General features: G+C 61.5%; 19 protein-coding genes and 1 pseudogene. 14 read left to right on the plus strand and 6 right to left on the minus strand.

Going from position 1 to position 22,395, the window contains the following annotated elements:
• Positions 1–16 precede the first annotated feature (16 nt).
• A complete protein-coding gene (locus P2T68_RS11650; RefSeq protein ID WP_277379360.1) occupies positions 17–985 on the plus strand; it encodes a GlxA family transcriptional regulator in 969 nt (322 codons plus the stop codon).
• Here P2T68_RS11650 and P2T68_RS11655 read toward each other — a convergent pair.
• The 3 genes and pseudogenes from P2T68_RS11655 to P2T68_RS11665 all read right to left on the minus strand — a co-directional run.
• A pseudogene (locus tag P2T68_RS11655) lies at positions 982–1,128 on the minus strand (alpha/beta hydrolase); the annotation flags it as partial. The gene P2T68_RS11650 and the pseudogene P2T68_RS11655 sit on opposite strands and share 4 nt — an antisense overlap.
• Positions 1,129–1,485: 357 nt before the next feature.
• Positions 1,486–3,312 (minus strand): glycoside hydrolase family 15 protein, encoded by a 1,827-nt coding sequence (locus tag P2T68_RS11660; protein WP_168233532.1) that lies wholly within the window; start codon positions 3,310–3,312, stop codon positions 1,486–1,488.
• Positions 3,305–4,105: a glucose 1-dehydrogenase gene (locus tag P2T68_RS11665; RefSeq protein ID WP_024074439.1), complete on the minus strand. Its 801-nt coding sequence runs from the start codon at positions 4,103–4,105 to the stop codon at positions 3,305–3,307. Before P2T68_RS11665 ends, P2T68_RS11660 begins: the two co-directional genes overlap by 8 nt.
• Positions 4,106–4,262: 157 nt before the next feature.
• On the opposite strand from P2T68_RS11665, the gene P2T68_RS11670 reads away from it, so the two are divergent.
• The 5 genes from P2T68_RS11670 (at position 4,263) to P2T68_RS11690 (ending at position 10,394) form a co-directional block, all read left to right on the plus strand.
• Positions 4,263–5,012 (plus strand): helix-turn-helix transcriptional regulator, encoded by a 750-nt coding sequence (locus P2T68_RS11670; RefSeq protein WP_024074440.1) that lies wholly within the window; start codon positions 4,263–4,265, stop codon positions 5,010–5,012.
• A gap of 107 nt (positions 5,013–5,119) precedes the next feature.
• Positions 5,120–6,571: an efflux transporter outer membrane subunit gene (locus P2T68_RS11675; protein WP_277379361.1), complete on the plus strand. Its 1,452-nt coding sequence runs from the start codon at positions 5,120–5,122 to the stop codon at positions 6,569–6,571.
• Positions 6,568–7,695: an HlyD family secretion protein gene (locus tag P2T68_RS11680; protein WP_277379362.1), complete on the plus strand. Its 1,128-nt coding sequence runs from the start codon at positions 6,568–6,570 to the stop codon at positions 7,693–7,695. The genes P2T68_RS11675 and P2T68_RS11680 overlap by 4 nt, the downstream gene beginning before the upstream one ends.
• On the plus strand, positions 7,685–9,205 hold the full coding sequence (locus tag P2T68_RS11685; protein WP_024074443.1) for an MDR family MFS transporter: 1,521 nt from the start codon (positions 7,685–7,687) through the stop codon (positions 9,203–9,205). The genes P2T68_RS11680 and P2T68_RS11685 overlap by 11 nt, the downstream gene beginning before the upstream one ends.
• A 154-nt stretch (positions 9,206–9,359) precedes the next feature.
• Complete coding sequence (locus P2T68_RS11690; protein WP_193690683.1) at positions 9,360–10,394, plus strand: alpha/beta hydrolase; 1,035 nt, start codon at positions 9,360–9,362, stop codon at positions 10,392–10,394.
• A 63-nt stretch (positions 10,395–10,457) separates the two neighbouring features.
• On the opposite strand, the gene P2T68_RS11695 is transcribed toward P2T68_RS11690, so the two are convergent.
• The gene (locus tag P2T68_RS11695) at positions 10,458–10,991 is read right to left on the minus strand and encodes an NADPH-dependent FMN reductase (protein WP_024074445.1); all 534 of its coding nucleotides are present in this window, start codon (positions 10,989–10,991) and stop codon (positions 10,458–10,460) included.
• Positions 10,992–11,250: 259 nt separating this feature from the next.
• Positions 11,251–12,213, minus strand: a complete 963-nt coding sequence (locus P2T68_RS11700; RefSeq protein WP_277379363.1) for a helix-turn-helix domain-containing protein — start codon at positions 12,211–12,213, stop codon at positions 11,251–11,253.
• A gap of 95 nt (positions 12,214–12,308) precedes the next feature.
• Here P2T68_RS11700 and P2T68_RS11705 point away from each other — a divergent pair, with 95 nt between their 5' ends.
• From P2T68_RS11705 to P2T68_RS11720, 4 genes are all read left to right on the plus strand, one after another.
• The gene (locus tag P2T68_RS11705; protein ID WP_168233536.1) at positions 12,309–12,746 is read left to right on the plus strand and encodes a tautomerase family protein; all 438 of its coding nucleotides are present in this window, start codon (positions 12,309–12,311) and stop codon (positions 12,744–12,746) included.
• 1,104 nt (positions 12,747–13,850) lie between these two features.
• The gene (locus P2T68_RS11710; RefSeq protein ID WP_277379364.1) at positions 13,851–14,411 is read left to right on the plus strand and encodes a hypothetical protein; all 561 of its coding nucleotides are present in this window, start codon (positions 13,851–13,853) and stop codon (positions 14,409–14,411) included.
• A gap of 603 nt (positions 14,412–15,014) precedes the next feature.
• Entirely contained in the window at positions 15,015–15,377 is a 363-nt protein-coding gene (locus P2T68_RS11715) for a hypothetical protein (protein ID WP_024074450.1), read from the plus strand.
• Between the two features lies 1 nt (position 15,378).
• Positions 15,379–15,927, plus strand: coding sequence for a hypothetical protein (locus P2T68_RS11720; RefSeq protein ID WP_024074451.1), 549 nt, complete (start codon positions 15,379–15,381; stop codon positions 15,925–15,927).
• Between the two features lie 32 nt (positions 15,928–15,959).
• Here P2T68_RS11720 and P2T68_RS11725 read toward each other — a convergent pair whose 3' ends face one another.
• A complete protein-coding gene (locus tag P2T68_RS11725) occupies positions 15,960–17,111 on the minus strand; it encodes an MFS transporter (protein ID WP_024074452.1) in 1,152 nt (383 codons plus the stop codon).
• 360 nt (positions 17,112–17,471) lie between these two features.
• Between P2T68_RS11725 and P2T68_RS11730 the strand changes: the two genes are divergently transcribed.
• The 4 genes from P2T68_RS11730 (at position 17,472) to P2T68_RS11745 (ending at position 22,388) form a co-directional block, all read left to right on the plus strand.
• Positions 17,472–18,464: a diaminopimelate epimerase gene (locus P2T68_RS11730; RefSeq protein WP_277379365.1), complete on the plus strand. Its 993-nt coding sequence runs from the start codon at positions 17,472–17,474 to the stop codon at positions 18,462–18,464.
• Positions 18,465–18,758: 294 nt separating this feature from the next.
• Positions 18,759–20,777: a type VI secretion system tip protein TssI/VgrG gene (gene tssI / locus P2T68_RS11735; protein WP_277379366.1), complete on the plus strand. Its 2,019-nt coding sequence runs from the start codon at positions 18,759–18,761 to the stop codon at positions 20,775–20,777.
• Entirely contained in the window at positions 20,777–21,613 is an 837-nt protein-coding gene (locus tag P2T68_RS11740) for a DUF4123 domain-containing protein (protein ID WP_277379367.1), read from the plus strand. The genes tssI and P2T68_RS11740 overlap by 1 nt, the downstream gene beginning before the upstream one ends.
• Positions 21,606–22,388 carry a hypothetical protein gene (locus tag P2T68_RS11745; protein WP_069075640.1) on the plus strand — a complete coding sequence of 261 codons (783 nt, stop codon included), beginning with the start codon at positions 21,606–21,608 and terminating at the stop codon, positions 22,386–22,388. The genes P2T68_RS11740 and P2T68_RS11745 overlap by 8 nt, the downstream gene beginning before the upstream one ends.
• Positions 22,389–22,395: the final 7 nt, after the last annotated feature.

A 22,395-nucleotide genomic window follows, 5' to 3' on the forward strand; every position in this document is an offset into this window, starting at 1 on the left:
ACGAATCACGCCAATCATGCCCAGACTTGTTCACGTACTCGCCTTCGACAATGCACAAGTGCTCGATGTCACCGGGCCGCTGCAAGTGTTCGCCTCGGCCAATGACCTGGCGCGCCAACGCGGTTTGCCGCTGCCCTATGCCGTCACGGTGATCGCCGATCAGGCACAACCGGTGATGACCTCCGCTGGCCTGGCGCTGGTGGCCGAGCCGTTGCCTGCGGTTGACCAGCCTTGCGACACCCTGCTGATCGCCGGCGGCTGGGGCGTGTACGGCGCCGCCGAAGACCCGGCGCTGGTGGATTGGGTGCGGGAAAAATCCCGGCATACCCGACGCATGGCTTCGGTGTGTACCGGTGCGTTTCTGCTGGCCGCCAGCGGTTTGCTCGACGGCTGCCGCGTGGCCACCCACTGGACGCGTTGTGACGAGCTGGCGCGCAAGTTCCCCGCGCTTCAGGTCGAGGCCAACCCGATCTTTATCCAGCAAGGCACGCTGTGGACCTCGGCCGGCGTGACGGCCGGTATCGACCTGTGCCTGGCGCTGGTGGAAGAAGACCTGGGCCGCGCCGTCGCCCTGGAAGTGGCGCGGCATTTGGTGGTGTTTCTCAAGCGCCCCGGCGGCCAATCGCAATTCAGCGTGACCTTGTCGTTGCAAAAGGGCGACAGCCGCTTTGCCGAATTACACGCCTGGATCGCCGAGAACCTGACTCTCGACCTGAACCTCGCGACCCTGGCCGCCCAAGCCGGCATGAGTGAGCGCAGCTTCGTGCGCCACTACCGTGCCGAAACCGGGCAAACCCCGGCGCGTGCGGTCGAGTTGATCCGTGTTGAGACTGCCCGCCGGCAACTGGCGGACAGTACGGCATCGATCAAGCGCATCGCCGTGCAGTGCGGCTTTGGCTGTGAAGAGACGCTGCGCCGCAGCTTCCTGCGGGCCTTGGCGGTGACGCCACAGGCCTATCGCGAACGTTTTTCGCCAGTGGCCTAGGCAAGCAATTCCAACAGCGCTTCAAGGGTCGCGTGTGGCGCTTCCTGGGGGATATTGTGGCCCACACCGGCCAGCACCTGCCGGCGATAGACACCGCTGAAGTGCGCCACGTCGTCGTCCTTCAGGGGGATCGCCAGCCCATCCATGAGTTCCAGCAGCTCCTGCCGGTATCTACACAACTTTTCAGCCCCTGACACATCTTCCTGTGGCGAGCGGGCTCGTCCCGCGTTGGGCTGCGTAGCAGCCCCAAAACCAGGCACCGCGGTGTGTCAGTTAAAAACACATCGCCTGTAATGGGGCCGCTTCGCGCCCCAACGCGGGACGAGCCCGCTCGCCACAACAGCCTCATCTGCCGGGCATTCAGCGTTGAGCCAGCGTTGTTTAGATCCCTATGGCGTGATAGGGGAAGCCGTGCAGCAGGGGTACCGGCTCACTGTCAGTGGGGCCGTGGGCGACAAGCGCCACTCCTGCGCCAACACCCCCAGCACACACAGGCGACCTCAGGGCTGCCACACCGTCTTCTCTCCACTCAACTTGCGATCCAGGAATGTCGCCGCGCTGATCAACGCCAAGTGGCTCAACGCCTGGGGGGTGTTGCCCAAATGCCGTGCCTGGCTGTCGAACTCTTCGGCGTACAACCCCAGCGGGTTGGCATAACGCAGCAACTGTTCGAATTCCAGGTGGGCCTTTTCCACCTGGCCGGCGCGGGCCAGGCATTCGACGTACCAGAACGAGCAGGCGGCAAATGCGCCTTCGGTGCCTTGCAGGCCGTCGATCTGGCTGTCGTCGTTGCGATAGCGGTACACCATGCCGTCGCGTACCAGGCTGTCCTGGATCGCTTCCAGCGTCGACAGCCAACGCGGATCGGTGGCGGCAACAAAGCGCACCAGCGGCATCAGCAGCATCGAACCGTCCAGCGCGGTGCTGCCGATATGCTGCACAAAATGCCCGCGCTCTTCGTTCCAGAAGTTGCTCCAGATGTCGGCGTAGATCGCCTGGCGTGTCTCGTCCCAGCGCGCGAACGGGGCCGGCAGGGAACGCTTGGAGGCCAGGCGGATCGCGCGGTCCAGGGCTACCCAGCACATCAGCCGCGAATGCAGGAAGTGATGCTGCTCGCCGCGCATTTCCCAAATGCCCACGTCTTTCTGGTTCCAGACTTCACAGACCTGGTCGGCCACTTCCACCGTGTGTTTCCAGCCTTCGTGGGAGATGGCTTCGCCGTATTTGTTGACCAGGTACACCGCGTCCATCAACTCGCCGTAGATGTCCAACTGCACCTGGTCGAAGGCTTCATTGCCGATGCGCACCGGGGTCGCGCCGCCATGGCCGCTGAAGTGATCAAGGGTGGCCTCGGGCAGCTCCTGGCGGCCGTCGATGCCGTAGAGGATATTGATTTTGGTCGGTTGGCCACAGCAGTCGCTGACCCGGCCTTTGAGCCAGCGCATGTAGGCGTTCGCTTCATCGATGAAACCCAGGCGCATAAAGGCGTAGACCGTGAACGAGGCGTCGCGGATCCACGTGTAGCGGTAGTCCCAGTTACGCTCGCCGCCGCGGGTTTCCGGCAGGCCGAAGGTGGCGGCGGCGATGATTGCGCCGTGTTTGCGCGAGGTCAGGAGCTTGAGTGCCAGCGCCGAGCGGTTGACCATTTCGCGCCAGCGTCCGCGGTAATTCGATTGGGCGATCCAGCTGCGCCAGAAGCTCAGGGTACGTTGCAGGTACAGGTCGGTGCAGGCGTTGGTGACCCGGGGGTCGTCCTCGCCACCGAGGATGAATTCGGCGCTTTCTTCCTGGCCGAGGGTAAACGTCGCCACGGCGGCCTGGTTATCCAGTTGCAGCGCATGGCTGCCCGCCAGGCGCAGCCCAGGCTGGCCATCAGCGGTGAACAGCACGGCGTTTTCATCGGCGCTGGCGTGAGTTCGCGCCCGCGCATAGTCATGGCGCACAGCGCAGCGCAGATGAATCGTTGCCGTTCCGCTGACCACTCGCACCCGGCGAATCAACAGGGGCAGGTCGTCGACGGCTTCACTGACACACAGCAGGTCGGTCACTTCCACTACCGCCTCGTCGCTGAGCCAGCGGGTTTGCAGCACGTTGGTATCGGGCAGGTAGATCTGCTCGCGGCGGGCCTCGGGCAGGTTCGGGGTGAGTTGAAAAATGCCGGCCTCGGGGGTGTCGAGCAGCGAGCAGAAAATCGATGGGCTGTCGAATTCAGGCCAACAGAAAAAGTCGATGCTGCCCTTGTCGTTCACCAGGGCGGCGCTGCGCATGTCGCCGATAATGCCGTGGGCATCGATGGCGCTTTGGGGCTCTTTGTTCAAATCAACCATTGCCACGAAACTCCGGATAAAGGCTCATCCCGCCATCAATGAAAAGGGTACTGCCCACCACATAGTCCGAGGCGTCACTGGCCAGCCAGACCACCGCATTGGCCACGTCTTCCACGTCGCCCACACGCCCATACGGAATCAACTTGAGCAGCTCTTTTTCAGCCGCGCCCTCAGTGGCCGCCTGGTTGATCGCCGTGCGAATCGCTCCTGGGGCAATGCCGTTGATACGGATGCGTTGCTCGCTAACTTCCTGGGCGAGGGTGCGCATCAGCATCTCCACGCCGCCCTTGGACGCGGCGTAGTTCACATGCCCGGCCCAGGGGATCAACTGGTGCACCGAACTCATGTGGATGATCTTGCCCGCCGCTCGCGACACACCATCACGCACGCCCTGGCGCTGGAAAATTCGCACGGCGGCGCGGGCGCAGAGGAACTGGCCGGTGAGGTTGACGCCGATCACCGTGTTCCAGTCGTCGAGGCTCATGTCGACCAGGTTCGCGTCTTTTTGCAGGCCGGAATTGGCCACCAGGATGTCCAGGTGGCCAAAGGCTTCGAGGCTCTTCGCGAACAGGCGTTCCACGTCGGCCTCCTTGGACACATCGCCACCGATGGCAATCGCCCGGCCGCCGTCGGCATTGATCTGTGCGGCGAGGGCCTCGGCGGGTGCCGCCTGGGCGTTGTAGTTGAGCACCACGGCCGCACCGGCAGCGGCCAGGGCCTTGGCTGCGCCGGCACCGATGCCGGAGCTGGCGCCGGTGACCAGGGCCACTTGTTGCTGCAATGAAATCTGCATCGACCATCCACCGTATTGTCAGAGTCCTTTCAGCTGACTGGCGGCGCGGCGCGGAAGTTCACCGGATGTCTTGAGCGCGACGACAGCTGTCTCTTTCAATCGTTTTCGCCAGCGTGCTTTTCGCTAGACTCAGGGCCTGTTGACGCGAGACCCGCCCATGACTGCCCAATCGTCTCCCAGGCCGTGGCTTGAAGCCTATGCCGACAATTACCACAACGATGAGGTGGTGCACGCCCATTGCCATGCCGAAGCCCAACTGATTCATGGCGTCTCCGGGGTCATGCTGGTCAGCACCGCGCAAGGCAGCTGGCTGGTGCCTTCCGGGCACGCGCTGTGGGTGCCCGCGGGGACGGCCCATGAGATTCGCATGGCCGGTGACGTGCATATGCGCACACTGTTCCTGGCGCCGGATGCCGAGCCCGAATTGGGCCGAGTGTGCCAGGTGATTGAAGTGTCGGCGCTGCTGCGCGAACTGATCGTCGCCGCCACCTTGATCGCCGGGCAGAACAGCCCGCGCATGCAGGCGATGATCGAGCTGATCCGCATGGAGCTGCTCACGGCGCCCGTGGTCGCGATGCATGTGCCGGTGCCCGCCGAGGCGCGGTTGGCGCGGTTGTGCACGCACTTTATCCGCAACCCTTCCGATGACAGCAGCCTGCAAGCCTGGGCCGACATCCTGAACATGAGTACACGGACCCTGAGCCGGATTTTCCAGCGCGAACTGGGCATGAGTTTTGGCGAATGGCGCAAGCGCGCGCGGCTGGCCCTGAGCCTGAAATTGCTGGCCCAGGGCGTCTCCATTCTGGAGGTGGCGCTGGAGCATGGCTATCAAAGCCCGAGCGCCTTCAGTGCGATGTTTCGGCGAGCGATGGGCTACCCGCCGAGTCATTTCCGCCCGGGGGCCTGATTCGCTCATCCCGGTGTCTGTCCGGCGACGACACATGGCCTGGGTGCGCGCGAAACCCGTGGGGCGACTGCCTATGCTGCAAGGCCCTTTCTTGAACGAGCCTTGTGATGCCCAGCTCTGTGATTGTCGCCTTACACCGCACACCGCTCGCGGTTGTGTTGAGTGCGCTGGTCGCGTGCGGCCACGTGCCGTCGACCCAGGTCACCGCGCAGCCCGCGCCACGCTTGTCGGTGGAAACCAGTGACGCGCTGCCCGACCATTGGTGGCAGTTGTACCGCGACCCGCAATTGGATGCCCTGGTGGAAAAGGCACTGCGTGAGAACAAAGACCTGGAGGCAGCCGGTGCCCATGTCGATGCATTGCTCGCGCAGTTGCAGCAATTTGAAGGTGAACGCCGTGCCTCGACGATGTTGTCCTATGGCCTGGACTATGGGCGCAGTCGTGATGACCAGACCCTGGCCAAGGCCTCTGGCCAGTCAGCGGATGGGCAGTGGAGCCATACCCCGCAATTTTCCCTGAGCTACACCCTGGACCTGTGGGGCGCGGTGCGCTATCGCATTGCCGCCGCCCGCGCCGATGCCCAGGTGGCACGGGCGATGGAAGATGAGTGGCGCGTGACCGTGGCGGCGCAGACCGCCAGGGCCTATGCCCAGGCGTGCGTCTACACGCAACAGGCGCAGGTGCAACGCCATTCGGTGCAATTGCTGGAGCAGAGCGTCGACATCACCCAGCGCTTGCGCCACGCCGGTGCCGCCACCGAACTGGACGTCGCGCGCCTCCAGGGCTTGCTGGAAGAAACCCGCTCGCCCTTGCCCATGTTCACTGCCCGGCGCCAGAGCGCGCTGTATGAACTGGCCGCGCTCAGCGGCCAAACCCCGGAAAAGGTGATCGCCTTGCGCTGTGCCCAGGCGCCGCAATTGCAGGCACCGTTGCCAGTGGGCGAGGGCTGGGCGCTGGTGCAACGGCGCGCCGATATCCGTCGCGCCGAAGCGCGGTTGCGTTCAGCCACAGCGTCCACGGGCGTTGCCCGCGCGCAGCTTTATCCGCGTATCACCTTTGGCGCCATGTTGGGCTCTTCGGCTGCCAGCCTGGGTAAGCTGGGCAATGCTGATGCTGTGGTGTACGGCATTGGGCCCTTGCTGTCCTGGCAGTTTCCCGACCGGCAGATCGCCCATGCGCATATCAGCCAACGCCAGGCCGAGACCCACCAGGCCCTCGCGCAATTCGATGCCACGGTGCTGGGCGCGCTCAAGCAAGTCGAGCAAGCCTTGGCCCTGTACCAGGGCGAACAGCAGCGTCGCCAGGCCGTTGCCGACGCTCTCGATAACAGCCGTCGCGCCTTCGACCTGGCCCGGCGTGGCTTCCAGGCCGGTGGGCTGGATGCCTTGCAACTGCTCGACAGCGAACGCAACCGGGTCAGCCTCGAGGCACGCCTGGCCCAGGTCGACCTGCAATTGATCAACCGTCAGATCGACGTGTTCCAGGCCCTGGGTGGCGGCTGGCAGCGTGACGATCCAGCGTCTTCCCTCACTGTTAATACCCTCGGAGCTCGCCCATGAACCAGGCAATTGAAGTCCTTCCTCCTACGTTGATGCAGCGTCATCGCCGGGCACTGGTCAGCGCTGTTTCAGTCGCCGCTTTGCTGGGCGTCGTAGGGGCTGGCGCCTGGTGGTGGAACCTGGGCCAATACTTGGAGGAAACCGATGATGCCTATGTGCGCGCCGACTGGGTGGCAATCAGCCCGCGGGTGGCCGGTTACGTCAGTGAGGTGCTGGTCGATGACAACCAGGCGGTCAAGGCTGGAGATGTGCTGGTGCGTATCGATGCACGGGATTACACCGAGCGCCTGCACAGTGCCGAGGCGCAGTTGCAGCAAGCACATGCGGCGGTCACCGCGCAGCAGGCACGCCTGGACACCTTGGACGCACAATTGAGCGAACAACAGCAACGCATCGTTCAAGCACGTGCAGCCCTCGACAGCGGTGAGGCTGAAGCGCGACGGGCGCATTTGGACTACCAGCGCTATCGCGACTTGGTGGCACAACAGGTGGCCAGCGCGCAGCACCTGGAAACCGTGAGCGCCAGCCAGGCCCAAGCCCTGGCGGCGCTGGCCCAGGCGCGTGCCCAGGTCGCGCGCCAGCAGGCGCAGGCACAGGTTATCCAGGCGCGTCGACAGCAAGCCCAGGCCCAGTTGCTCGAGCGCCAGGCGCATATTGGCGAAGCCCAGGCCAGCCTGGCCCTGGCCCGTAATGCCTTGGCCGATACCGCCATCCGTGCGCCCTTTGATGGCGTGGTCGGGCAACGCAAGGTGCGGCGCCAGCAATACGCAACGCCGGGTCTGCCGCTGTTGGCCGTGGTACCGGTGACCCAGGCTTATGTGATCGCCAATTTCAAGGAGACCCAGCTGCAGCACATGGCACCGGGGCAGGCGGTGGAGATTGCGGTGGACAGCTTCAGTGGCCAGCACTGGCAGGGTGAAGTCCACAGCATCGCCCCCGGTTCCGGCGCCGTGTTTGCGCTGTTGCCGCCAGACAACGCCACGGGCAATTTCACCAAGATCGTCCAGCGTTTTCCGGTGAAGATCCGCCTGGTGCAGCGGGGCGGCGCGAGCCCGCCGATCCTGCCGGGCATGTCGGTGATCGCCACGGTCGATACCCGTGGGGAGCGTGCCCATGGAGGCTGAGGCGCATTCGTCCCAGGTCTCGCTGCGTGCCTGGGTGGCCGTGATCGGCGGGCTGTTTGGTTGTTTCATGGCCGGCATGAACGTGCATGTCACCAGCGCCGCGCTGCCGGAAATCGAAGGCGCCCTGGGGGCGACGTTCGAGGAAGGCTCGTGGATTTCCACCGCATACCTGGTGGCGGAAATCATCATGATCCCCCTCACGGCCTGGCTGGTGCAGGTGTTCTCGCTGCGCCGCGTGATGCTGGTGGGCTCGGGCCTGTTCCTGGTGGCGTCGGTCGCCTGTTCGCTGGCGCCAAACCTGCAAACCATGATCGTGATCCGCGTGGTGCAGGGCGCGGCCGGGGCGGTGCTGATTCCGTTGTCGTTCCAACTGATCATCACCGAGTTGCCGGCCAGCAAGGTGCCGCTGGGCATGGCGCTGTTCAGCTTGGCCAATAGCGTGGCCCAGGCGGCCGGTCCTTCCATGGGCGGGTGGCTGACGGACATGTATTCCTGGCGCTGGATTTTCTACCTTCAACTCTTCCCCGGTATCGCGTTGCTGGCGGCGGTGGCCTGGTCCATCGATCGTCAGCCCATGCAACTGAAGCTGTTGCGCCAGGGCGATTGGTGGGGAATTGCCTGCATGGTGCTGGGCCTCGGTGCGCTGCAAATCGTGCTGGAGGAGGGGGGGCGCAAAGATTGGTTCGGCTCGCCGTTCATCGTGTGGATGACGTTGTTGGCGGTGGTGGGGTTGATCGGCTTTGTTGCCCGTCAGTTAGGAGGGCGGCACGGGTTTATCAACTTGCGGTTGCTGGGGCATTACAACTTCGGGGTGGCCAGTGTGGCGATGTTCATTTTCGGCGCCAGCACCTTCGGCCTGGTGTTCCTGGTGCCCAATTACCTGTCGCAACTGCAGGGCTACAACGCGCGGGAAATCGGGGTAAGCCTGATTCTCTACGGGCTGGTGCAACTGGTGATGGCGCCGTTCTTGCCACGGCTGATGAAGTGGCTGAGCGCCAAGCTGCTGGTCGCTTCGGGCTTCGCCATCATGGCGTTGGGCTGCTGGATGGGCGCCCATCTATCGACCGACAGTGCCAGCAATGTGATCGTGCCGTCGATCGTCGTGCGCGGCATCGGCCAGCCGCTGATCATGGTGGCCTTGTCAGTACTCGCCGTGCAGGGGTTGGCGAAGGCGGAGGCGGGCTCGGCGTCGGCGGTGTTTTCGATGCTGCGCAACCTGGGTGGTGCCGTCGGCACGGCGCTGCTGGCGCAACTGGTGGTGGTGCGTGAGCGGGTGCATGCGGCACGCATCAATGAGTCAGTCACGGTGTTCGACCCGGCCTTGCAGCAACGCTTGCCCGGTGAGGGTGTGTTGCAGGCGCAATTACCGGACCAGCAATGGGCCTTGCAGATATTGGATCAGGGCATTCATCACCAGGCGTTCCTGATGGCCTACAGCGATGCGTTCTACCTGGCATGTGTGGCCTTGACGCTGTGTGCCGTGGCGGCGTTGATGTTACGGCGCGGTTGAGGCTTGACCCCAGTGAAGTCCCTCAAGAAAGTGATGCTTTTCGATCTTAAAAATCAATAGGTTGCGTATTATTGAATGCATGCGCTGCTTAAGGGATTGGCACTGAGATTCGAGCCGATTAGTCGGAACGCTTGAAAGGAAAAAAGTAGTGACTATGCACAACGTAGTCTGGATGAAGCGTTACCGCGCAAGGTTGATTTTTGTCATCTGTCTCATCGTGGCTATCGCTTTGGTGGTTCTCGCGCGGCTTGACACTTATGGTCTGGATCGCAGGGCCAGCGAACCTTTTGCATTCGACGCAAATGGACTGCGCCTGGCCGGCACGCTCTGGCTTCCTGACCACGCAGCGACAGCGGCAGTCGTTCTGGTTCACGGAGATGGCCCCCAGGATCGCACGTCGCAGCAAGGTTACGATCCCCTCATCAATGCGCTTCTCGATGCAGGTATCGCGGTTGCTTCGTGGGATAAACCAGGCATTGGGGCGTCGCAGGGGAATTGGCTCAGCCAGTCCATGGCTGATCGCTACGTGAACGCGCGCAGCGCGTTGTCCGCCTTGCGCAGTAAGCTGCAAGGAATCCCTGTCGGTGCGCTTGGGTTTTCTCAAGCCGGCTGGGTACTGCCCCGCTTTGCGTCGGGTGAGGCCGACTTTCTGGTGCTTGTCGGCGGTGCGGTATCCTGGCAACGGCAAGGTGACTATTACACTCGGACGCGGTTGCAACGCACTGGGATGTCCGAGCGTGACATTGACACAACGATGGCTGAGATGGCCGCCGCCGATGATCGCTTGTTTGCCTCTTCGCAGGTGCCGTCGGCTGCTCTTCTGGACGGTATAAGCCCAGAACGATGGGCTTTTGTACGGCGAAATGTGCACGAAGATGCGACCAGCGCCTTGAAAAAACTCGATATACCACTCCTTGCGTTGTGGGGGGCGGACGATCTGAATGTCGATCCCGAAGCCAACCCAGCCCTCTATCGAAAGACAGTTGGGGGCAACCATCCAGCCAACCGGATTGAAGTCATACCGGATGCAACTCATGGGCTACTGAGGGCGGCGTCTTACAACACCCAACTCACCAGCGAATGGTCCTGGTTCACCACGATGAGGTTCCTGATGGAAAGTCGTCATGCCTACGCACCAGGCGCCCTTGAAACGATAAACGAGTGGGTTCATGCAAGATCCGGCCAGTAGATGCGCTGGCTGCTAGCAGTTCGACTGCATGCGGCCAACCACTCGGCAAGCGATGCAGGAGCATCAAGGGTTTTGATTGTCGAGGTGCCGTTTAAACGCGTCGAGCGCAGTAACAATCAGAGGGCCTATCACCGGGTCGGTGGTGATGCCCTCGGCGCTCAACTCGCTGGACAGGAGGTTAACCGACATCGACGCCTCCTCGATGACGCGGGCGGACATCGTATCCAGGACCAGCCGCAATGCGGCTTGCGCATGACTGGCTCTGGGTGAAGCGTTGAACAGCGCGACAGGCTTGCCTGGGAACTCTTCACTGCTCACGAGCCAATCGAGCATGTTTTTGAATGCGCCGGGAATACCTCGAGCGTACTCGGGGCATGAAAACAACAGCCCATCCGCTTGCCCGATAATTGAGCGTAACTCGATGATTGTCTCGGGGGGATCCTCGAGCAGATCCGGGTTGAAGTGAGGCAATTTACCGATACCGTCGTACTGTGCGACCGATACCCCTTCGGGGCATAGACGCTCCGCTGCTTGTAGCAAAATTGAGTTGGAGGAGGCCTGACGCAGACTTCCCGAGACAGCAAGCAAACGCACCATTTCAGCACCGTTCGTGGTTCATCAATCGGTGAAGTTTCGCACGAGCCGGACTGCATGGACTATTGCTGCATAGCCATGCGGCAATGGACATCTTCTTCCCTCTTGCGGCTACGAACGAATGTGTTTACAGGATGAAAATCTATTCATTGGATTCAGGGAGAGGGTTGGTCGGATGTATAGGTGCACCCATCATCGCACCGAGCGCATAAGCAGGGACAGCAAAGCCCGCTTGGCTGACGCTGGCGTGCAAGTCTGCGGGCTACTGGCGCAGTTGTTTTGGGGAGGCGTTCAACAGGCGGCGCATAAGTCGCCGTAGGGCCGTGGCATCCTGGTATCCCACCTGTTCGGCGATAGATTCAACAGAATATCTGCTGGTTTCCAGCAGCACGCGGGCCCGGTTGAGTTGCACACGCTGGATCAAATATTGGGTTGAAAGGCCGGTAGCTTTTCGAAGGTGTCGGGACAGCGTTCGCTCAGACATGCCTGCGTACGCTGCAAGGCTCGGGACACTGGGCGGATGGGGCAGGCATGTTTCGATGTAGGCGGTGAGGTTAGCGACCAGTGTATTGCCCTGGGCCATGATTGCTGGGTTGATGAAGGGGGTCTGTAGCTGTCGGCCGTCGAGCAGAAGCGCTTTGCCCACATAGTCGGCGAGCTCCGGCGACAGGCGTCTGCGCAGCAGGTGCAGCATCAGGTCAGTTTGCGCGAAGGCCGCGCCTGCGGTCGTCAAGGGTGGGTCGCAGAGCACCATGACGTTGGGGTCGACAATGCAGTCAGACGCGATGCTCGACAGCCAAGGGGCGAGCCACCAGGAGGTCGTTACCTGTCGACCATCGAGTAATCCTGCGGCATTCAGGAGAAAGACCGCCGAGCACGACGCTGCAATCTCCCTGCCTTTATCCGCATGAGCCTTCAGCGCCGGCAGTATCTGACGTACCCAGTCTTCCTCAAGACGCTGCAGCAGCGTGTCGAAGTCGCTGATGCCAAGGCCTGGAATGACCCAGCAGGAGTTGTCCTCGACGTCTGTTGTCAGTTCGTCAACCAACAGGTGCATGCCGTGCCCTAGCACAACCAGCCCCGACTGCGGCCCACAAACTCGCCAGCGTGGCACGGCAAGGCCGTGCCGTTGCGCAAGTGTTGCGGCGGTGCCGAGGATGTCCAGGGTCGCTGCGACGCTTGAAGCGAACGCCCCAGGAAAGATGAGGATAGTGAAATCGTACATTGTCCGATTGTGCCCGAAAACAGACGAATCGGTCACTTATGCGCTGAAGAGATAACTGGCCCAATGGCGTTTCCAGTTAACAATGAGGTTTCGCCATGCCAAACATTCTGATCAAAGTACCTACCGGAGCTTTCAATCAGCCACAGCGCCAACAGCTGCTTCGACGCGTGAGCGATGTGGCAATGGTTAACGAGCATATGGGCGATGCCCCTCAACAGCGTGCGTTGTGCTGGGTGCTCATCGAGGAAGTTCAGGCTGATGAATGGCTGTGTGGGGGCGTTGCTCCTCATGCCCGGTTTGTCCCATGCATGGTCGTCGTCAAGGTACCTGCCGGCGTTCTGGATGCGCCGATGCGCCAGCGCTACGTGCGTGAACTGCATGGCGCACTACAATCGAGCCAGGCAGTGGGGGATCAGCGCCAGTTGCTGAGCTCTATACAGATCCAGGAGGTTGTTGACGGAACCTGGGGGGCGAATGGTGATATTTGGCATTTGGCCGACTTCACCCGTGCAGCCGGATACGGGCATCTATAGGCCCTCCAGACAGCTTACATCTGAACCTCCATGTCTTCTTACGTGCCCCTGTCTTCAGTTGAAATGTCTTCACCGTCACCTGGGCGGCGTCAGCCCCGAGGCATTCGAAAGTGCCTCACTTCGAGGCTGGAAAACATCTACGGAGGCGGGGGCGATTCACTGGGCGAGCCACGTACTTTCTTCGTACGGGCCAGTGTCGGGTTCTGACTCTGGGAGGAAGGAGAAAAGTCGCAGCACCACGCTGTGTTTTTTTTCGCGTATCGATCCGATCTCCTACCGATCAGTCGGCGATTTGATGCCGACTGGAGGAACTGAATCAGACATGTCCGCCACACAGAGGTTGCCTGCATTCCCTTATTGGAAGCCGGTGAACCCTGTAATACAGCCGGACTGGAGATTCAAAAAATGGCGGTATCAGCCCTCGATAAATCCGTGTCTCATTCGCCCCCTAATTCGTCGTCCTCCAAAGCCGAGACCAAGGTCAAGGACACTGTCGCCTCCCAGGGTGATGGGCAAAAAGGCGCACGTATCGCATTCAACCCGGGCGGCGACAAACCTGGCAAATTGTTTGCCAACAAAGAGCTTGCCCAGCACCGAGAAGGTGGGAGCGGGGCGCAGGGTGAAAGTCGACAGACACCGGCGTCTGGGACCCTCAGCCAAATCACGCAAAAAATGAAGGGCTGGTGCGGTGGGCAGCGACCGCCCAAGCCGGTCCCGTGCAAGCCCGACCCTTGCTACAGCAAGCCGCCGGAGCGACCTACGCCGTGCAAGCCTGACCCTTGCTACGGCAAACCACCGAAGCCGCCCAAGCCGGTCCCCTGCAAGCCCGATCCTTGCTACAGCAAGCCACCAGAGCGACCTACGCCGTGCAAGCCTGACCCTTGCTACGGCAAACCACCGAAGCCGCCCAAGCCGGTCCCCTGCAAGCCCGATCCTTGCTACAGCAAGCCACCAGAGCGACCTACGCCCTGCAAGCCTGACCCTTGCTACAGCAAGCCACCAGAGCGGCCTACGCCGTGCAAGCCCGACCCTTGCTACAGCAAGCCGCCGGTGCGCCCCACGCCCTGCAAGCCTGATCCTTGCTACGGCCACAAGCCCGACCCTGTGTACTCACAGAAGAGCAACGACGATCTGGCACGCCAGCTGTTGAACAACTTCGATGCCTTCAAGGATCCGAAAACGCCGTGGTTCGTCACCACGCAGGGTCTTTCGGACATGGCCAACAAGCCGTTGACCGGTAACCCCGCCCAGGATCAGAACATCCGCCTGGCGCGTGAGCTGTTAAGGCGCCCGGAAGTGGTGAACGCATTGGATCGACACAGCTCCACCGGCGCGCTGGATGGCCTGATCGACCGGCAAAAAATTCAGATGACCCTCAGCAGCCAAAGTCCTTTGAAATACCAGGATGACTCGCGGTTGGCGCAAGAGATGCTCGAGCATTTCGAGGGATTGAAGGCCCCGGCCAACCCGGGCTTCATCAGCATCGACAAGTTGCACGGGCTCGCCTCGTGGCCGACGAGCGATCCGGTTCATGGACGCCTGGCCTGGATTGCGCAGGAAGTCCTCAAGCGCTCCGAGGTGAAGGAAAACATGGACGGTGGGGATTACTGGGGCAAGGACGGCTGGATTCACTGGGACACATTGCGCCAGATGTCCCGCGGATAAACGTGCACCGCAGAGTAATTCATTGAGCGGGAGAATCGCCACGAACCCCTCGTGGCGCATTCCCTTGGGGGGCCCTATGACTTCGACTTCGTTCAACGCTGGTCAGTCTGGATACCGACAGTCTGCCAGCGATCAAACCCATGCGGAGGCTCAAGAGCCCACTTGCGACAAAGCCCCCGCGCAAATACTCCATGCTTATGAGACCCAGCGCATGAAGGACTTTGCCGGTCAGCGCAGGTTCCAGGCGCCAGTGGCTGACGATTTTGCCCGAGGCATGCTTGCGCCCGGCCAGGAACTTGGAAGGGACGCTCAACCCCTGGCGTCGCTTCGTGGTGTCATGGTCTCGGTGATGATTGGGCTGAGGTCCATGTGCAGTGGGCAAAAGGCCGAAAACAACCGCGCGGCGCCTCCTCACGACCGCGACTGATCGGCCATCGTGGTGCGTGCGTTTACATGCTGTCATCGCTATTCGCTCGTCCTCCGGAACTATTGCGATCGCCCAGCCACACATCGGTGGCTTGACTGGTATCCATCCGCGGAGCTCGGCCACCTTGGCAGTGGGCGCCAGACAAGCTCGGATCTGGAAAAAGTTGGAGATAATGCATGAAAATTGATGGTGCAATACCTCTCGGGCGGCCAGCGGCCATGGGAGGGGCAGAGGTGCAACCGGTTTTGCCGGCGCCCGTTGTTCACACGCCGTGCGAGGAACCCAGTCTCGCACCGGACGCGCGGCCACGGCGTCCGGTGCTGTTGCGTGGGGCCTTGTCGGCGTTGCGCTACCAGGCATTACAAAATCCACCGGCTGCGCGCGCGAATACGGTCCCACCCGGTCCTCACTCCACCGATAGCCAGTTGGCGGGCGAGCTGGAGAAAAACTTTGGTGAATTGCACTCGTTTTTCAAGGAAGGGCGCCTGACGCAGTCGTCCTTGCATCGCATCGCTGCTGAAGCGTTGAGGGGAGAGTAATGTGCGGGACCGCATGATCCTGATGGTCAGGGAAATTCTCAAGCGTCCGCCTCTTAACGACGCAATCATCGATTGCGAGGGGTACATCACTCGCGACAGCTTGAGGGTGGCTGCTGCAACGCTGCTGGGCAACAGTACGCCAGGGGCCTTCAGCCAGGATCCTTTCCAGGGGCAGGGCAATGCCCTGGTTGTCGAGGCCCTGCAAGGTCATTTCACACAATTGAAAGACCCGACCAAGGATCGCAAGTTTTTTTTTGAAGCGCTTGAGTACGTGGAAATTGCGCTGCTCAAAACCGTGATGAATGACCCCGATGCCATTGATTCACTGGGCTTGCCCATACTGGAGCCTTGCACTGGCCTGCCCAGGAAGAAGTACAGCGAACATTGCGTGTACATGGCGAAAAATATTATCGAGCGCCCGGGGTTACTGCGTTCGCTGGAGCGTGCCAACCACACGCGCCTGTTTGGTTGGCCCCGGTATGAGGGTTGGCTCAGCAATAAGAGTCTTGAACGCTGGCTTGAACAGTACAAGGCGCATAAGGCCAGGTAGCCCTCGATCCGGGCTTATTGCCTTGAGTTGCCTTATACCTTGAGGATCTTGCCACTGATGGCCACACCCGCCAGCAGCAGCGCGATCAACACAAAGGCGGTGCTCAGGCTACTGCCGTGGGCGATAAAGCCGATCATCGCCGGGCCTGCGAGTATGCCGGCATAGCCGAGGGTGGTGATGGCTGGCACGGCGATATGTTCAGGCATGACGGTCTGCTTGCCGACCGCGGTATACAGCACCGGCACGATATTCGAGCAGCCGGCGCCCACCAGGGCGTACCCCAGCAGGGCGGTTTCCCACGCAGGGAGCAGGGTGGCCAGTAACATGCCCGTGGTGGCCAGCGCACCGCCGATCATGATGACGCGGGTGGCGCCCAGACGCCGCACGATCGCATCACCGGTCAGGCGTCCGGCCGTCATGGTCAAGGCAAAGGCCGCATAACCCAGGCCGGCATAGGCTTCGTCCAGGCCGCGTTCGGCGCTGAGGAATACCGCGCTCCAGTCGAGCACGGCCCCTTCGGCCAGAAACACGATAAAGCACAGGCAGCCGATAAACAGCACGACGCCGTGCGGCACCGCAAAGGCCGGCCCCGAGCTTTCACTGCCATAGGGCAAGAAGTGTGGCCCAGCCTTGAGCAGTGCTGCCGCCATGATGACGATCACTACCAGGGTCGCCTGCAAGGGCGACAAGCCCAGCCCCAGCATCCCGGCAACGCCCGCAGCGCCGACGATGCCTCCCAGGCTGAACAAACCATGGAAGCCCGACATCATGGTTTTGCCGCTGGCGCGCTCAACGATCACCGCTTGCAGGTTGACCGTGGAATCCACCGTGCCCAGGCCTGCGCCAAACAGGAACAGCCCGGCGATCAACAAGGGGATCGAACTGACGGTGGCCAGCATCGGCAGGGCCAGGCAGATCAGGATCGTCCCGGCGGTCAGTACGCGTCGGCAACCGTAGCGCGAGGCCAGCGCGCCCGCCACGGGCATGGCAATGATCGAACCCACCCCCAGGCACAGCAGCAACAGGCCAAGCGTGCCTTCATTCAACTGCGCGCGCGCCTTGGCATACGGTACCAACGGCGCCCAGGCGGCGATGCCGAAGCCAGCGATAAAAAAAGCGATACGGGTCGACATTTGTTCCAGCCGACCGGGAACCACGGGCGCTGGGGTGGGGATGGCAGTCATGAAAAATCCTTGGTCTTGCGTTCAATGAACGATGTCCGGCGCGACATCCTTGCATATCAAGCCGTATCGAGCGAGTCAGGGTTCCCCTGGTTTCAGGTTTGCTGCCCAGGCGGTGAATTCTTTTTTTACAAACACGGAACGCTGTGGACCTGATTTGCCACACAGAGCCTGTCGAGTTTGTAGGAGGTGGCCTGGAAGATGTGTAATTCCTGTGAGAATGGATGAACCCCAGCTTTCTTGTGGTGGATGACCACCTTCCAGCCCACCTCCCACAGCTCGACCATTCTGTAATACGCTGCTGCCCCGGTGAGTAGGCAACTGGATGGACGAGCTGATGAAAGTTCTCAGGCAGGCGGCAGCATGACCCTGTTCTACGATGCACGCGGCAATATCTATGGGGTCGTCAACCCCGCCTTTTTGCGCAGCCGGGGTGTGGGTGTGCCCGATAGCGCCGCCCTCGCGGCGAGTAACCGGGAGGCATGGGCGGCATCGGCCATCGCCTCCGAATGCGGTTGGGGTTCATTGCCGCGTCCGGCCGACGCCAAGGCCCATCGCTGTGATGGGCTGCTGGTCGGGCCGTTTCAGGCTGAGCCGCCGTTCGATCTGTTGATCGTCAATACCGATGGCTCCCTCGCCGAGCGCAGTGGCAACGGCTTGACCATCTTTGCGCAGGCGTTGACCGACCAGGGGTTGATGACCCAGGGCTGTGAACTGCGGGTGCATCACGACAAATCGGATGCCGCGTCGCCGGTGGCTACGTCGGTCGAGCCCGCACGGTATGGGCCGGTCGATGGGTTCTGGCTGGCCTTGGGGCAGCCTGAGTTCGGGCCCTTGGCCGTGGGGGCGGTGGGCGTCGAGCCCGTGCGGGTGGAGGCGCATGGGTTCAGCCGGGTGGACACGTTGGTGGCAATCAATCCGCACTGGGCCTGCAGTCAGTTTGTGCGGGTCGGCAACCCTCATTGCGTCACACTGGTCGACCAGGTTTCGGCATTGCCGGACAACCCTTCGATGCACCAGCCCGCATTGTTCCTCGCCCTGCAAGCCGTTGCCTTCGCACCACCTGTCGGTAGCGGCCAACCCTGTGCCGCCGGCATTAACCTGCAATGGGCGGCGCGTGATCACGGCAACCGGGTGTTGGCGCGAGTCTTCGAACGGGGCGAGGGACCTACGGCGTCGTCGGGCACCAGCGCCAGCGCTGTGGCATGCGCGGCGTGGCGGGCCGGTTGGGTTGAGGGCGGTGAAGTGGCCGTGGTCATGCCGGGCGGCACGGCGCCAGTGCGTTTGCAAACGCAGGCCGAACGCTTGCTCGGCGTCAGCCTGTTTGGGACGGCGCGACCACTCCCCGCAGCGTAGGCGAACCGTTGTCGGCTTTAATTGATGTGGGCTAGTTCTTTAGCGGTTAGTTATTTAGATGTAAGCCTGTGTCGTACTTTTCTTATTGTTGATCACTGGTTGAATGGCTGTATTTAATATTTAGCAAAAGACACTTCCATCCTCATCGTACGAATATTCTGTTTTATTTCTGACCGGCCGAATTTCCGACGGAGACGCTAAGCTTTCGGGCGTTCAGGCGCTTTTTCTCTGCAACTCGATCGATGTTGCGAGAGAGAGTATTTCAGTCAGAAAGTGGATGGCGGGTAACAACGGATGGTTAATGCGTTTGTTTCGTCACGTTTCAAATTAATAGTTCCAGGCATAAATACAGACTTTCAAGTACTGGCTTTCAACGGCAGCGAGGCCGTCGATCAGCCGTACTTCATTGAGGTGCAACTCGTCAGCGAAAACCCTTCCCTTGACCTGGAGCGTTTGCTTCACCAACTTGCCTATCTGGACTTCGGCGAGGCCGATCAAGGCCTGCATGGGCAGGTCTACGCCATTGGCCGGGCTGATCCGGGTGTTCGGCTCACCCGCTACCACCTCACCCTGGCACCGCGCCTGGCCAGCCTGGCCTACCGGCGCGACCAACGCATCTTCCAGCAGCGCAGTGTGCCGCAGATCATCATGGCCGTCCTCGAGCACCATGGCATCCTGGCCGACGCCTATGCCTTTGAGCTCGGCCCGGTGGTCTATCCGCCGCGCACATTCTGCGTGCAATACGCGGAAACCGACCTGCACTTCATCCAGCGCCTATGTGAAGAAGAGGGGATTCACTACCATTTCCGCCACAGCGTGAACAACCACCTGCTGGTATTCGGGGATGACCAGACGGTGTTTCGACGCTTGCCACAGCAGCGTTACTGCGCCTCGCCTGATCCAACGACCGAGGCGCGGGGCGTCCAGCGTTTCGACAGGCGCCTGGAAACCCGCAGCCGGCAAACGGTGAGCCGCGATCATGACTTCGAACACCCAGCGTTGCGCCTGCAGGAACAGGCCGGCACGGTGTCTGCTCAACCGCTGGAAGACTATGACTACCCCGCTGGTTTCACTGGCCATGCGCGGGGTGTGCAATTGGCGCGTCGAGGCCTGGAGCGCCATCAGAGCGACCGTCATCGGGCATCGGGCCAGAGCGATCAACCCGTATTGCGCAGCGGTCATTTCCTCGACCTGCGTGACCATCCGGACCCGGCCTGCAATGACTTGTGGTTGCTCACCTCGGTGCGTCACGAAGGTTATCAACCGCAAGTACTTGAAGAGGCGGTATTTGAGCCAGGGGCCTTCCAGGGCTATCGCAACCGCTTCACCGCGACGCCCTGGCGCGCGGTGTATCGTCCGCCCCTCAAACATGCCAAGCCAACCATCAAGGGCAGCCAGACCGCTACGGTGACCGGGCCTGCGGGGGAGGAGGTGCATTGCGATGCCTATGGCCGGGTCAAGGTGCGCTTTCATTGGGATCGCCTGGACCCGACGGATGATAAAAGCAGCGCCTGGGTGCGCGTGGCCACCGGTTGGGCCGGTGCCGGGTTTGGCGCCATGATGATTCCCCGGGTCGGCATGGAGGTGCTGGTGATCTTTCTTGAAGGCGACCCCGACCAGCCGCTGATCAACGGCTGCCTGCCCAATGCGCTACGCCTGCCGGCCTATTCGTTACCGCAGCACAAGACCCGTAGTGTGCTGCGTACCTGCAGTTCCCCGGGAGGCGCAGGCGGCAACGAGCTGCATCTGGAAGACCGGTGCGGCGAGGAGCTTATTTACCTGCGCGCCCAACGTGACCTGGAACAACAGGTCGGCCATGACAGCCGGCTGGAGGTGGCCGGGGAGCGACGCGAGATCATCCACGGGTTAAGTACGGTCCGCCTGGATAACGAGGAGCATCGTCACATCACCGGTGATCGCAAGGTGGTGTTGCAGGCGAACGACCACCTTGACGTACAGGGCGAGAGCCGGACCTATGTGAAGCAGACCCTGGTGGTCGAAGCCGGACAACAGGTGCATATCAAGGCCGGTGCCAACCTGGTGATCGATGCGGGCGCACAACTGAGCCTCAAGGCTGGCGGAGAGCACCTGGTGCTGCAGGCAGGAGGGATTTTCAGCAGTCGGCCCATCAGCCTTGGCGGCTCACCGTCCGAAACCCGTGCTGCGAATGCCTCGCCTGTTACCGGCAGCCTGAAAGTCGCCGCCGTGCAAGGCGTCATCATGGACCTGGCGCGGCAACTGGGCGCGGACTTCTGCCCCCTGTGCGAACGCTGCCGTGAAGGCCAATGCGACATGACCGGGAGGGCGGCTTGATGCCGATGCTTCCCAACCGCTGGATGGCCCGACAACAACAGGCAGGACGCCGGATATGCCTGATGCTCGATGGTTACAGCGCGGCCCGCCAGCCCATGTTGGCGGCCCGCGACCTGTCGCACTATCGCTGTCTCTACAGCGAGACCGTCGCGGCAGAACTGGCGAACACGGGCCCCGTACTCCTGCTGCTGGGGCCGATGAGCGAGCCCGCATTGGTCGACCTGTTGCAACACCCCGAAGCCAACTGGGGGTGGCTGGGCAGCCTGCCTGACGACGACTTGACCGGTGTGACAGCGCATTGGCGCGAGCGGCTGATGGTCGGGCCCGAAGGGGAGCAGGCGCTCTACCGTCTTCACGATAATCGCACCCTGGCCCGTGCCCTGGCCTACCTGCCCACAGCGCTGTGGCCGGAATTCCTCGGGCCACTGATCAGCGTGTGCTACTGGCACGAAGGAGGTTGGCGCCATGGCGAAAACCCTGCCCCCGGCCACTACCCGGTGCCTGTGCCGGTGCCATGGCTGAACACCCCGAACCCTCAGGCCGACGCCATCCTGCACGCCAATATCCTGCGATACCTGCTGGCCGAACACAGTGAAGACCTTGCCGCACTGGTCGAGTTTCAAGACCCCAGGGCGTGGCTGAGCCAAGTGCTGGAGCAGGCTCGCGCCTGGCAATGGCACGCGCCGGAGCAGCTGGAATTCCTGGTGGTTCGACGGCTGAAGGAGGCGACTCGCAACCGTGTGATCTGTTGGCAGCCGCGAGCGGGTGAGGCGCCAGGGGAGCATTTTGAACGGCTGGTGGAGCAATGGCGTGGGGAGGAGCGCAACCATGAGTAGATGGATAGGCGGTGCGTTGTTAGTTGTTGCCCTGGTGTGGCTCCCTGGGTGTACGGGGAAGAGAGGTGAGCATTTTACGCTGGAGGTGGATATGCCGGCGGAGTTCAAAGTCAAAACGGCGGCCAACTACCATCCCGCCCCTGGTGAGACTTGCACGTTGCCGCAGCGCCGGGGCAGGCGTCCTGAGCGCAAGGTGTTTTTTACTGAATACAAACCCGTGGCCAGTCGGGTGAGTTATGAGTTGCCGCTGACTGAAACAGTAGACGGCTGCCCGCTGGTCGTGAGTAGTGTGGTGTTTGATTTTTATGCGAAGTGGGGCAAGCGGGATACGGATGTTGGGGGGGATATTGCAGGTATCTCCATTCAAGACCGCTTAGAAGACAAATTGCCGACGATGCCTGAGTCACGCGTGCACGAATTGTCAGGGCAATGTCAGTGGTTGTTTCGGACGGTGGGCCCACAGCACGCAATCATAAAGGTCCTTAAATGCAATTCATTGAGCGAAGGGGGGCAGTTACAGAAAACACCAGCAGGAGGCGTTGTACAGCGGGCTCAACTGACGGGAAAAACACTTAGGATGGCCCTACACGTTATTGGTGAAGAACGACCTTACATGGGAGATAACTGGATTCGTTTTCCCCAAGGCTGGAGGCGCTGCCGAGGGAAGAGCTTAGAAGATCAAGACGCGTTCTGTCGGGGTAATACCACTGACTTCAAGTCTTTCAAAATGCCAGATGGGCGTATTTGCGACTGGTATCCACACTGTACTGAATAAGGATGTT

Origin of the sequence: Pseudomonas sp. G11 (assembly GCF_029457515.1) — a bacterium.
GTDB lineage: Bacteria > Pseudomonadota > Gammaproteobacteria > Pseudomonadales > Pseudomonadaceae > Aquipseudomonas > Aquipseudomonas gorinensis.